Here is an 11788-nt window from a genome sequence, read left to right as displayed (position 1 = left end):
ATTGCCCACACCTCCCCACCTCACGCATCCGTAACCCTCCTCAGCTTCCACCCGCCGCAAAACAGGCTTAACCTGTCGCGCACTCAAGCCCACGAGGCCCGTCATGCGTTTTCGTTTTCGCAAAGCTGCCCATGTGCTGGAGCGCGTCGGCCTTGCCATGGCCGGCGCTGCGTGCGGATTGTTCGTCGGCGCTTATGTCGGCTCGACGATTCCTGCGCTCACCACGCAGGGCTTTCTGCTGGTGATGATGCTGCTCGGCGTGGTCGGCTTCTATCTCGGCATCGACACGCCGCAACTGCCGTTCGACGAAGCCCACAGCCAGATCGACGCCGCCGAATTGCTCAGCTCCGCCGGCACGTTGTGCGCCACGCTCGCCGCGTTCGCGTCCGTGGCCGTCATCGTGCTGCGGCTGGAGCCGCACAGCGCGCTGACCTGGCTCGTCTTCACCGCCTGGATCGCCGGCGTCGCCATGCAGATCGTCGCCGGCACAAAGGCGCGAATGCGGAAGTAGGGGGCTTACCCTCCCCCTCCAGGGGAGGGTACGCAACCGCGCCCTCTAAAACACCACGCCCACCCGCGTGCCGCGCTTCCAGGCGATGCGGCAGCGTTTCTTGGTGTTGACGTGGAGCAGCTCGAAGCGGTCGGGGATTTTCACCTGGCCGCCGAGATCGACGCAGGCGCCGCCGGCCGAATAGTCGATCAGCGTGCACGGGATCACCGGCGCGCGCGGGTCGGTGATGATCTTGGCCTGGCGGGATACGAGGCCGGCGGGTTTGACCCGGGCATGTCGGCGCGGATGCATTGGCACTCTCCTCCAATTCCGCAGGGCTCGCGGCGGTGGGCTGCAATGATGCCGGGAAAGATGATGCGATACGGCTAAGGCGGGGGTGAGAATTTTAATGAAAAGTGGCGGAAGGGGGGTGGGCTCCCTTCCCCTCTCCCCTTGTGGGAGAGGGTGGCTCGCCGCGCAGCGGCGAGACGGGTGAGGGGTCTCGCTCGGCATACGAAGCTCTCGCGTTCGCGGCGACAACCCCTCATCCGGCTTCGCGTGCCGCGAAGCCACCTTCTCCCACAGGGGGAGAAGGAAAGTCGCGCACCTCCACCTCGCCCGCAACCTCCACCCCCGGCCGCACCGGCATCGGCACTGTCACAAAACTCTTTGGCATGTTCACCGGCCGATACCCCGGCATCGTCGCAATCCGCTTCACCACGCTCTCATGCACATGGGCGCCTTCGGGGATGACGCGCGGTTCGCAGTCGGGGATGTAAAAGCCGAGGACCACTTTCCGCTCCGGCCATTCCTTGTAGGTCGCGCGCTTCGGCAGATATTCCAGCAGGCGCCAGGCCGCATTCATCGAATGGTGCACTTCGCCGTCCACATCCGGCGCGACGTATTTGAACGGTGAGTTCTTGCGCTGGACGCCCCAGGCGAGCTGGTTCACCGTGCGCGGGTCGAAGTTCAGCCCCGCCCTGGCCGCCTCCTCGAGCATCCAGATCAGCGGATATTTCGACACCGCGCTCTCGGTCTCGGGATAGCCGCCGCCGACGTCGCAATGCACGCCTGCGAACCACACCTGCAAAATGTCCTGCGGCCCCTTCTTGTCGTCGGGCACGAAGCGGTTGCTCCAATATTCCTGCGGCTCTTCCCACTTCTTGAGGCGGAACATGCAGCGCCGCTCGTCGATCGAGATCGCCTGGCGGAAGATCTGCACGCTCGGATTTCGCAGCGTGAAGGCGAGCTCCTCGAAGCTCGGCAGATAGAACCGATCGGCGCGCGGCACGATCACGCTCGCCACCGTGTCCCACACCCCGATGAAATGGATGGTCGGCCAGCGCGACGAGGTGATGCGCGCGAATTGCGCGGCGAGATCGAACTTGTCCTTGGGCAGCGGCCCGTCCTCGTCGCTGCCGACGTCGGTGAGGTCGGCGACGTCGTTGCCGCGCCCCGATCCCGAATATTGCTTGTAGGCGACGAGGCCCGAGCCTGCGAGATTGGCCTGCTCCGGCGAGATCAGTCCAATTTTGTGGATCAGCCCCGCCAGCACCCGCACCGTGTAGGCGCCGCGCGAAAACCCGAACAGATAGATCTTGTCGCCGGGCGCGTAATGCTCGACCAGGAAGCAATAGGCCGACAGCACATTGTCATCGAGCCCGTAGCCGGTGGCGAGCCCCAGCACCAGATTGATGTTGGCCTTCCAGCGGTGCCAGGTCGACGGCTCCGTCACCGTGCCGACGCCGGGATCATAAAACACCAGCTGCCGCGGCCGCGTCTTGTCGGTCTTGCGCAGGCAGCGATACAGCTTCAGGACGTTGGAGATGTTCTCCGAGATCTCGTTGCCGGTGCCGTCGCAGCAGATAACGAGATTCCTCGGCTCGGACGCGTGCTCGTGCTCCACAGGTGGCCCCTCCGGGTGATGCTACCGGTGCGAGTATAGCGCAAATGCAAGGAGGGGAGGAGGCGGTGGCGGCGCTTCCCCCTCTCCCCTTGTGGGAGAGGGTGGATCAATCGCGCTCTGCGCGATTGAGACGGGTGAGGGGTCTCTTTCCGCGCGTGAATCTCTCGCGTCAGAAGTCCCGGAAACAACCCCTCATCCGCCTTGCCTTCGGCAAGGCACCTTCTCCCACAAGGGGAGAAGGGAAGGCCGGCTCCGCCCGCGCCCGCTACTTCTTCTTCGCCGGCCCGAAATCCGGCTGCCAGCCGGCTTCCTTCCGCGTCGGGGCGGCGGCGATCACCTTGGCTTTGTCTTTTTTCGGCTTCTTGGTTTCGCGATTGCTACGTTGCTGTCCCTTGGCCATGACGTCGCTCTCCTCTGTGGGGTTCGAATTCGCGAAAAATCGCCCGATTGCAGCACGCGCCTCTATGGCGGCGTCGCGCGCCAGCGTCCGCGCCGGCCGCAGCGCGGCAGAACAAACAGCGGAACGTCGACGTGCGGCACGATCCACTCCGAACTGCGGTGATGCAGGCGAGCCTACGCCTGCGGCCCGCCGATAGCGAGGGCTAAAAGTCGCACGCGCGGACACCGCATTGCACCTTAAGTGCCGGCGCGCGCTGACATTAAGGCTGGCTATTGCCCCCTAACCGGCGCATGGTCGCGGCCAGCTGGCGTCGGTTGGGGCCCCCCTTTGCGAAAGGCAGGCGTGCATGACCATCCGCTCGCGGCGAGAAACCGTCACCTTCAAGCATCCATTCCACATCCGCGGCATCGCGCGCGAGTTGCCGGCCGGCGCCTATGAGGTCGTCACCGACGAGGAGACGATCGAGGCGCTGACCTTCTCGGCCTATCGCCGCATCGCCACCATGATCACGGTGCCGTCCGAAGGCGTGCACGGCGCGACGGAGATGCTGTCGATCGGCTCGGTCGACCTTGCCAATGCCCAGGCCGCCGACGCGAGTGCCGCCACATGACTGACCACACCGTCGATCTCGACAAGCACCGCGGCATGGCCGCGCAGAAGGCGACCGATCTGCGCCGCGCGCTGGCCGAGGTCGAGGCCAATGTCAGGGAGCTGCGCGAGCGCGAGGCCGATCTCGAAAACCGCATGATGTCGGTGCCCGCCATGTCCTGGCCCGAGGCCGCGGTGAAGGCCCGCCATTTGCTCAACCTCTATGCCGCCAGCCTGCCCACCGAAGACACCCGCCACCGCGCCCTGGTGGCCGCCCTGTTCGACGATTTTGCGAGACTCGGCGCAGAGAGCTGAAGCCGATGCCGGCCAGTGCCCGGGCCTAACCCTCGGTGTCGTCCCGGCGAAAGCCGGGACCCATAACCACCGAAGTGAGTTGGTGCGCATGCTAGGGCCACAGCGTGCCTCGACAACGCTGACCGCGGCAATGGGTCCCGGCTTTCGCCGGGACGACGCGCGGACGCAAAGGAGTACCCCATGACCCTCACCAGCACCCGCTTCATCGGCCACGAACAGGACCGCGGCATCGTCCAGTTCTCGATGCAGGACGGCGCGAAGGAGATCGCTTGCGCGATCTCGACCTCCGCCATGGACGACCTCGAGCGCGGCCCGCGCGCCAGGCCGAGCGAGCGCGAAGCCCAGTTCACCCGCCTGCGCGAGCGCATCGAAGCCTGCGTGGAACGGAAGTATCAGGCGACCGAGTTCGAAGGCACCCCGCCGGGGATCGTGCTGCGGAGCATTGATTTTCGGGGGTAGAGTAGGCGACGGTTCGCACCGCGAGCGTGCGCAAGCTTTGCGCATTTTCAATTGTATTCGCGGCGCCATTGCCGCATCAGCGTTGAAATTAACCACTTGTTAACCATGCGGTCGCCTAATGTGGACGATTGGGGGATCACCATGTCGGCCCATGCGACGCGACTGAAGTTGATGCCTGTTTCGGCCGATCCGGCTATTCGTTCGGTTGCCAGGTTGACGGTTCGCGTTACGGCTGTCCTACGGAGCAAAGCAATGTTCGGAAAGGACGACTTAGTGGACAATCTCAGTCGCGATCTCGATCGCGCGCGCGGACGACGCGATGCTCTTGCGTCTGAAGCCGCGACCCTGACGGCTCAGATCGCCGAAATCGAAGCCCGCCTTTCGGAGGAGAAAAACAGGCGGGAGCGTGATCGCGCCTTGGGCGAAATCGAAGCGATCAAAACCCGAATCAGACAGGCCGGAAGCGCGTTTGCACCTGTTGTCGATGGTCTCTGCAAGGCGATCGAGCAGGCTGCGGCAGTTGTGCCGGAGGCTCGCGAGCTCAACAGTTTTCTAGTATCGGTGGCGACCGAAATCGACAGCGTCATCGATCCCCTGTTGCGCGAACTGGACCAACGCGCGGATGCGGTGCGAGTCGGCCACGCTACACTCGACCTCCCGAGTTCAGCCAATGAGGGGTCCATCGTACCGCCCATCGAACCGCCAAAAGACAACAACGATCGCCTGCTTCGTTTTCCAGCATGGCTGTCTCGTGACAAGGAGGCGGAAAAGGAAGTAACGGAGAACCCGCGCAGCACGGCAGCGTGAAGGATCGGCGCACTGCGTACCTCAGAAGGTCGTCCGCAGATCTGATGTTCGGAATTCGCCGATGAAATTCCCGTCGTCAACGCCAGCATGTCGATCGGCATGCGACGAGCACGCGGACTCCTCGACCGCTCAGTTGGCCGCGCGGCGCAGGAAGGCTGGGATATCGAGAATGCCTTCGTCGGCCGCATTGCGCGCAGAGGAGCGGCCGTAAGGATCATGCGGCTGGGGAGCTGCGTGGCGCGTATATTCCAGATTCGGCCTTGCCGGTGGCCCCGCAGGGTGGCGGGCCTCCGGGCGAAGCGGCGTGCTCTCCATTTGCGGAAGCGGTGCACCGCGCTCGATGCGATCGGCGATGCGGCGGTTGCCGTTGCGCAGCCTGCCGGCGAGCTGCGTGAGTGGGCTTTCCGCCGGTTGCGTCTGCTGCGCCGGGTCAAGATTATCGATTCCGGTCGCCACCACTGAGACGCGGACGATACCTTCAAGGCTCTCATCAAACGACGCGCCGACGATGATGTTGGCGTCCGGGTCCGCCTCGTCGCGAATGCGGGTAGCAGCTTCGTCGACTTCGAACAGCATGAGATCCCGGCCGCCAGTGATGGAGATGATGAGGCCGCTGGCGCGCTTGATCGAAGGGTTCTCGATCAATGGATTGGAAATTGCGGCCACGGCGGCGGCGAGCACGCGCTTCTCGCCGGAAGCCTCGCCCCTTCCCATCATGGCCTTGCCCTTCTCTCGCATCACGGAGAGAACGTCGGCAAAATCGAGATTGATCAGGCCTTCCTTGACGATGAGGTCGCTGATGCAGGCCACACCCGAATAGAGCACCTGATCGGCAAGGGCAAAGGCATCGGCGAATGTGGTCTTCTCGCTGGCCACCCGGAACAGGTTCTGGTTCGGGATGATCAGCAGGGTGTCGACTGTCTTCAGCAACTCCTCGATGCCGGCTTCGGCAAAGCGCATGCGGCGCTGGCCCTCGAAGTAGAATGGCTTGGTGACCACGCCGATCGTGAGGATGCCGAGCTCGCGCGCAGTCCTGGCGATGATGGGTGCAGCCCCGGTGCCGGTACCGCCGCCCATGCCGGCAGTCACGAACACCATGTGCGCGCCGGTCAACTGATCGCGGATCGTATCGATGGCCTCCTCGGCTGCGGCGCGTCCCAATTCGGGCTGCGAGCCGGCGCCAAGGCCTGCAGTCACCGTTGTGCCGAGCTGGATGATGCGCGGCGCCTTCGACATGGCAAGCGCCTGCGCGTCGGTATTGGCGACGACGAAGTCGACCCCCTGCAGCCCGGCCGTGATCATGTTGTTGACGGCATTGCCGCCGGCGCCGCCGACCCCGAACACGACAATGCGGGCCTTCATCTCGCGAATATCGGTCATGCCAGTCATTCTGTCCTCGCGGTTGCTCCGGCAGGCCGGGATGGAGAAAGGTTCGAGTGCTACCTGCAAGCCGCGCGGTCTGCGCCCACGATGGCCGCGGCCAGATGTCCCAATCGAAGCGCGGCTTGTCCCGCGATCGCGCCGCCGGCCCGGCGACCGGTCCGCAGAGCCGCCACTTCGTCTTCCAGTCGTGCCGCCCACGTATTGGCTGCCGTCGTTTCGGCAGCCGCCTGCAGCAGCTCGACGGCCAGGCGATCGGCGCGCTCGCGCTCACGCTCGAAAACTACCCTGTAGGCGGCTGCGACGGCTTCGAGCCGCGCGACCTCCGCCTTGAATGCCTCGATCTCCAGAGCGTTTTCGAGCGAAGTGGATACCGGTTCGCGTAAAGAAAACGCGTCTAAACAATAATCTAGAGCCCCGTTCCGATTCCATCGGAACGGAAATGGCTCTAATGCCTCGATCTCAGCCATGGGGGTGGCGATGTGGTCTGCCTGGCGGCCAATTCGTGGGCGGGGCATGTACCGGAGTTCGGAGAAATCAATGCTCACCAGGGCTTTGCCATCATCCGAACGCGAGCACGGCAAACGGCGTCGTCTGGCAAGCGAACGAGCGGCCTCGCGAGAGATATTGAGGCGGGCACCTAGATCGGCATACGTCAGCAACGCAACGGACATCGACGCTTCTCCTGGAGCGAACCGGGAAGGCATTTCGGGCTGATGATGACTGGACGATGATTTCAGGCTAGGCTGCGTTGGTTAATGGACGGTTAACGCGCGCGGCGCTAGCGCCGGGCCCGCGCGCCAGACCCGCCGAGCGCGAAGCCCAGTTCACCCGCCTGCGCGAGCGCATCGAAGCCTGCGTGGAACGCAAATACCAGGCGACGGAGTTCGAGGGGTCGCCGCCGGGGGATCGTGCTGCGGAGCATTGATTTTCGGGGTAGGGGGAGGCGCGCAGAGCAGGCGAGCCTGCGGATATCCCGCGCCTCACGCTGCCCGGTCGAGCTCCTTCTCGTAGGCTTTCAGGCTTCCCTTCAAAGTCTCTTCGAGCTTGGCTGTGCGCGATCCGATCGCCGCGTTGGCCGCTCGCACGGCGGCTGCCTCGATCGCCTCGTCGCGGCTGAGCTTGTCGTGATGAAACAGCCATTTTGCGACCGTCGCCCAATCCCACAGCGGGCTGTCGGATGTCACGCGGGCGACCGGCGAGGGAAAGTCCTTGGCTCGCTGTCCTTTGGAATATTGCGTCATCGCCGCGCGCGTCATTCCGGTTCGGGCGGCGATATCGGAGAGGCTGACGAGCGGGTCGGGCTCGACGCGATCGACGCGGGCGCCGGCGGCCTGTACGTTCCGCACCGCCGTGACGATGGCCTCGCTGACTGATTTCGCCTCCCGGGTGAAGTCGACGATGATGTGGCCCTTCTGGAAGGCGATTGCCGCGTCGTCGCAGCCGGCATCGTAGAAGCGCTGCTCGAAATCCTCCGCCGCAGGATCGAGGCCGGACGCAATGATGCTGAATTCGAATTTCTTCACTTGTCCTCCTCTCCTCCGTGCGGGCAGCGCGCGATCGCGCGCATCACCTGCCGGGCGTGGTCTTCCGGATTCTTCGGTGTGCCGTTCACGCCGACCTGGCAGCCATCGCGACCGGCATGCGGGCAGAACAGCCGCCCCCAATGCCCCATCTTGCGCCACCGCCAACCAATCGATTCGGCCTGCGCGACGACGGCCTCGATTTCCTTGTGCGGGTGCCTGGGCCGATCAGCCATGCTGAGACCTGAAGATACAGAGGGTGTTAACAAATGTCAACATGGTTGGCGAAGGCTATCCGTCTGGCGCAGGCAGCGATGCCGCTAAAATGAAAGCGGCGTCTCAATCTTTCTTCCTCAGAGGCCCTCTGTAGGTTTGGAGAAAGTTAGAATAACCTCCCTGCGCATCCGGCCTCCCATCGCTTCTGGCGCGTTTAGAACTGTTGGCGGTGGAAGGTAGCGTCGGTTAGCTGGCAAAGTTCGAGCTTTTCTAGTGCCGATGGAGAGGCCCGCGTGCTCGGCAACTGCCGTCACGATCTTGGCGTTAGGGATAAACGTTCCGCGAACCGTGTTTTCTCCCACGACATAGACTGCCCTGCCTCCCGGCGCTAGCACACGAGCCACCTCATCAATGGAGCGCATCATGTCGTCGACATAATGTGCGAGGACAGCTTCGTGCCGACGACTGAGTTGGGGACTCAGTCGCAGATCAGAAATGATTCTCTTAATGTCCGAATCTTCGCGAGCATCGTGGTCGCCGCATTCTGTGCCGACACTATCAGTCCGAATGCAACTCAGCTCGCCGATTGTATGTCCCATCCAAACTAGCGAAAATTTACTGCACCGCATGTAATCGATTGCGTTGAGGTAAGGAGGGGAAGTTAAAACAAGATCGATAGTACCACTCGTAAGAGGAAGCTTACGGGCGTCGCCGAGCGATGTCCGCGTCGCTGGTCCGCGTTCAGGTTGGTTCTTTGAGATGCAGTTTTTCAGAACGTGATCAATAGCAGCAAGAAATTTGTTGAACGGCTTAATTGGGGCGCTCTCAAATGCTTTATGTGGCCTGCTATGGGAGAGGTCCATCGCCAATGAAGCGCCAGCCTGCTTAGTAATGATTAGGCGTGAGAAAGCGCACCATAGTACGTCTCTGACGTTATTATCTCTCACGCCGTGAATCGAGTGAGCGAGCGAGGCTAGTTGCTTGCGAGCGTATACATCGAACCAATACCGAACAAAGCGGCGAGTCTCTGAATCCGCATTTAGTGGGTATGCGTCGCTTACGCTGAGCGAGGGCAGACTATCCTTTGCGCGTTTCAAGACCTCTACAGCCTTGGCTTTCGCCCGGGTTTCATCCACCGCCGTCGTCCAAACGCGGGCCAAAAGGACTGCAAGCGGATCAATGTCAATTCCGATCGCCGAATGACCGCTCGCGCGGGCCATGGCAAGTACAGTCCCTGAGCCCATCATTGGATCTAGGACCCGAATTCGCTCTGGCTCGCTGGACAAAATATCAAGAGCTATGCCCGGAGCCATCCGGGCGGGGAAGGGGTGCACGGGATCACGCCCAAGTGCTTGTTGTATCGTCTTGGTGTAGGCTTTGCTCATGCCATGAATTCGCGCGGAAGCGGTGAAAGGAACGTTCTGGTAATTCGACTACATGCGCAACGGCGAGAAGTCAGCCGGTGGCGTAGCGTTGCCTCTCGCATTGTAGAAGATCTTGAAGTGATGCACGGCATCAGGAAATTCGCGTCTAGGACTCAAACTTTTTCGAATGAGTAGCTGCGTTTTATATCTATCGCGCTGCTGCGCGATAGCCCGCAGCTGACTGACACTGAGCCCCAACCCACGACCCCCAAGTTGAATCATCGTTTTTTTCGATCATAGCGGGCAATGAAGTCAGAGCAAGATAGGCAGAGGTACAATCAGGCTGGCCGCACAACAAAAACGGCCGGATCTTCAGATCCGGCCGCTACTCAAAACTCTACTTGGCTAAGCCTACGCCACGCCACGCGACGCGACTTAGCCCCTGCCCATTCCAAAAATTCGCTTAGCTCGCCTGCTTCTCGGGCTGCGCTTCGCCGACCTTCTTCTGGATCGCGCGCTTCAGCTCAAGGGCGCGGGGCGACAGGACGTCGGCCTTGGCCTTGAGCATGTAGGCGTCGAGGCCGCCATTGTGGTCGACGCTTTTGACCGCACTGGTGGAGACGCGCAGGCGCACGTTGCGGCCCAAGGCTTCGCTGATGAAGGTCACGTTGACCAGGTTCGGCAGGAAGCGGCGCTTGGTCTTGATGTTGGAGTGGCTGACCTTGTGGCCGACGAGGGGGCCCTTGGCTGTCAGTTCGCAGCGGCGAGACATGGCTTCAAATCCTCAATCTTTCCCCCAACGATGTGCGGCCGCCATCCGGGGCGCCACGGGGGCAAATTCTCTGTCCTTGCAGGGAGCGGCGGACGTATAGGGGGGAAGCGGCGGGACGTCAAGGCGACGAGGCCTGTTTTGGAGCCGCCCCACGGCTGTCATCGCCCGCGAAGGCGGGCGATCCAGTATTCCAGAGGCGGCGCGGCTGGAAGCGAGAGGCCGCGGCGTACTAGATGCCCCGGTCAAGCCGGGGCATGACAGGGGAGCAAGGCGAGAGTCGCCGTCGACCATCGCCCCCAATCACCAAAACGGCAATGATTAAAACCGCTTACCATCACATAAAGGGCGTAATCGCACCCGAAGAGTCGCCTGGAGTTCCGCAGCCTTGAGCCCGGATACATTGTTTGCCGCAATATTTGGCTTAACTAACAAGGCCTGACGGCCCCATTGGATGGCTTCGTGCTGACCCTGACCCCTCATCTGCCCCGGCTGCATCGCGCCGGCCGGCTGGCTCTGGCCGCGCTGTGCGTCCTGGCTTTCGCTTGGGAGGCGAAGCCGGCGGCGGCGCAAGGCAAGCTCGAGGCGCAGTATGAGGCGACGCTGGCCGGCATTCCCGTCGGCAAGGGCGCCTGGAACATCGACATCCAGGACGAGGTGTTTTCTGCCGCGGCCTCGGGCGGCACCTCGGGGCTGCTGAAATCGATCGCCAATGGCTCCGGCACCGGCGCCTCGCAGGGCCGCGTGGTCAACGGCGCGCTGGTCGCGACCGGCTACCAGGCCTCCACCACCACCTCGAAGAAGACCGAAGAGATCCGCATCACGCTCGACAAAGGCAATGTGAAGGATTTTGCGATTCTGCCGGAGCCGCCGGTCGATGCCGATCGCATCGTCGTCACCGAGGCGCATCGCCGCGGCGTCTGGGATCCGATGACGGCCTCGCTGCTGCGCGTGCCCGGCACCGGCGATCCCCTGTCGGCGGAGGCCTGCCACAACTCCGCGCCGGTGTTCGACGGCCGCATGCGCTACGAGCTCAAGCTCGATTTCAAGCGCATGGAAACGGTGAAGGCGGAAAAGGGCTATCGCGGCCCGGTCGTGGTCTGCTCGCTGTATTTCGTCCCCGTCGCCGGCTACATCCCCGACCGCCCCGTGATCAAATACCTCGCCGCCCAGCGCAACATCGAGATCGCGTTTGCCCCCGTGGCGGGTACGCGGATCCTGGTTCCGTTCTGGCTGAAAGTGCCGACGCCCTTGGGGCCGGCGATGCTGGAAGCCACCAGCTTCATCACCTCCGCCCAGCCGCCAAGAGTCGCGAAGACGCAGTAGGCAGGCGCCTACCCTCCCCTGGAGGGGTCCGAGACGAGCGTAGCTCGCTCGTGGGTCGATCGCGCGCAGCGCGAGCGGGGTGGGGTGACGGTCTCTCCTTTGATGCGCTGCCCGAGTGGATAGATCACCCCACCCCGCGACGCATTTCGCTGCGCTCCATGCAAAGCGACCCACGAGCGAGCTACGCTCGTCTCGGACCCCTCCAGGGGAGGGTTAAGAAAGCCCGTTATTTCAATCGCTTGCCT

15 protein-coding genes and 1 pseudogene are annotated in these 11788 nt (G+C 63.0%); 7 read left to right on the top strand and 9 right to left on the bottom strand.

The genetic code is table 11. The features are described from left to right. The first annotated feature begins 103 nt into the window (after window positions 1–103). Complete coding sequence (locus GWG65_RS15415) at window positions 104–511, top strand: hypothetical protein (protein ID WP_275196413.1); 408 nt, start codon at window positions 104–106, stop codon at window positions 509–511. A 45-nt stretch (window positions 512–556) separates the two neighbouring features. Here the strand turns inward: GWG65_RS15415 and GWG65_RS15410 are convergent, their stop codons facing one another. The 3 genes from GWG65_RS15410 to GWG65_RS15400 form a co-directional block, all read right to left on the bottom strand. Next, complete coding sequence (locus GWG65_RS15410) at window positions 557–802, bottom strand: PilZ domain-containing protein (protein ID WP_275196412.1); 246 nt, start codon at window positions 800–802, stop codon at window positions 557–559. A 232-nt stretch (window positions 803–1034) separates the two neighbouring features. After that, window positions 1035–2396: a DUF2235 domain-containing protein gene (locus GWG65_RS15405; RefSeq protein WP_275196411.1), complete on the bottom strand. Its 1362-nt coding sequence runs from the start codon at window positions 2394–2396 to the stop codon at window positions 1035–1037. A gap of 265 nt (window positions 2397–2661) precedes the next feature. Next, window positions 2662–2943 carry a hypothetical protein gene (locus GWG65_RS15400; RefSeq protein WP_275196410.1) on the bottom strand — a complete coding sequence of 94 codons (282 nt, stop codon included), beginning with the start codon at window positions 2941–2943 and terminating at the stop codon, window positions 2662–2664. Between the two features lie 199 nt (window positions 2944–3142). Here GWG65_RS15400 and GWG65_RS15395 point away from each other — a divergent pair, with 199 nt between their 5' ends. The 4 genes from GWG65_RS15395 (at window position 3143) to GWG65_RS15380 (ending at window position 4965) form a co-directional block, all read left to right on the top strand. Continuing rightward, on the top strand, window positions 3143–3406 hold the full coding sequence (locus tag GWG65_RS15395; RefSeq protein WP_275196409.1) for a hypothetical protein: 264 nt from the start codon (window positions 3143–3145) through the stop codon (window positions 3404–3406). Next, on the top strand, window positions 3403–3699 hold the full coding sequence (locus GWG65_RS15390) for a hypothetical protein (RefSeq protein ID WP_275196408.1): 297 nt from the start codon (window positions 3403–3405) through the stop codon (window positions 3697–3699). The genes GWG65_RS15395 and GWG65_RS15390 overlap by 4 nt, the downstream gene beginning before the upstream one ends. 180 nt (window positions 3700–3879) lie before the next feature. Further along, window positions 3880–4158 (top strand): DUF1488 domain-containing protein, encoded by a 279-nt coding sequence (locus GWG65_RS15385; protein WP_275196406.1) that lies wholly within the window; start codon window positions 3880–3882, stop codon window positions 4156–4158. Window positions 4159–4410: 252 nt separating this feature from the next. Then, complete coding sequence (locus GWG65_RS15380; RefSeq protein WP_275196404.1) at window positions 4411–4965, top strand: hypothetical protein; 555 nt, start codon at window positions 4411–4413, stop codon at window positions 4963–4965. Window positions 4966–5094: 129 nt separating this feature from the next. Here GWG65_RS15380 and ftsZ read toward each other — a convergent pair whose 3' ends face one another. Both ftsZ and GWG65_RS15370 read right to left on the bottom strand, forming a co-directional pair. Continuing rightward, the gene (gene ftsZ / locus GWG65_RS15375) at window positions 5095–6354 is read right to left on the bottom strand and encodes a cell division protein FtsZ (RefSeq protein WP_275196403.1); all 1260 of its coding nucleotides are present in this window, start codon (window positions 6352–6354) and stop codon (window positions 5095–5097) included. A 50-nt stretch (window positions 6355–6404) separates the two neighbouring features. After that, window positions 6405–7019 (bottom strand): hypothetical protein, encoded by a 615-nt coding sequence (locus GWG65_RS15370; RefSeq protein WP_275196402.1) that lies wholly within the window; start codon window positions 7017–7019, stop codon window positions 6405–6407. Window positions 7020–7135: 116 nt separating this feature from the next. Between GWG65_RS15370 and GWG65_RS15365 the strand changes: the two are divergent. Further along, window positions 7136–7283, top strand: a pseudogene (locus GWG65_RS15365) (DUF1488 family protein); the annotation flags it as partial. A 45-nt stretch (window positions 7284–7328) separates the two neighbouring features. Here GWG65_RS15365 and GWG65_RS15360 read toward each other — a convergent pair. The 4 genes from GWG65_RS15360 to rpmB all read right to left on the bottom strand — a co-directional run bounded on the left by GWG65_RS15360 (window position 7329) and on the right by rpmB (window position 10220). Continuing rightward, window positions 7329–7871, bottom strand: coding sequence for a hypothetical protein (locus tag GWG65_RS15360; RefSeq protein WP_275196401.1), 543 nt, complete (start codon window positions 7869–7871; stop codon window positions 7329–7331). Continuing rightward, entirely contained in the window at window positions 7868–8104 is a 237-nt protein-coding gene (locus GWG65_RS15355) for a hypothetical protein (protein WP_275196400.1), read from the bottom strand. The genes GWG65_RS15360 and GWG65_RS15355 overlap by 4 nt, the downstream gene beginning before the upstream one ends. A gap of 117 nt (window positions 8105–8221) precedes the next feature. Then, window positions 8222–9469: a hypothetical protein gene (locus GWG65_RS15350; RefSeq protein ID WP_275196399.1), complete on the bottom strand. Its 1248-nt coding sequence runs from the start codon at window positions 9467–9469 to the stop codon at window positions 8222–8224. A 442-nt stretch (window positions 9470–9911) separates the two neighbouring features. After that, window positions 9912–10220: a 50S ribosomal protein L28 gene (gene rpmB / locus GWG65_RS15345; protein WP_275196398.1), complete on the bottom strand. Its 309-nt coding sequence runs from the start codon at window positions 10218–10220 to the stop codon at window positions 9912–9914. A 513-nt stretch (window positions 10221–10733) separates the two neighbouring features. Here rpmB and GWG65_RS15340 point away from each other — a divergent pair. Next, window positions 10734–11543 carry a DUF3108 domain-containing protein gene (locus GWG65_RS15340; RefSeq protein WP_342760645.1) on the top strand — a complete coding sequence of 270 codons (810 nt, stop codon included), beginning with the start codon at window positions 10734–10736 and terminating at the stop codon, window positions 11541–11543. The last annotated feature ends 245 nt before the right edge of the window (window positions 11544–11788 follow it).

This window comes from Bradyrhizobium sp. CSA207, assembly GCF_029051685.1.
Classification (GTDB): Bacteria; Pseudomonadota; Alphaproteobacteria; order Rhizobiales; family Xanthobacteraceae; genus Bradyrhizobium.
Note: the sequence above shows the minus strand (reverse complement) of the source record. Positions and strands in the feature narration are given on the sequence as shown.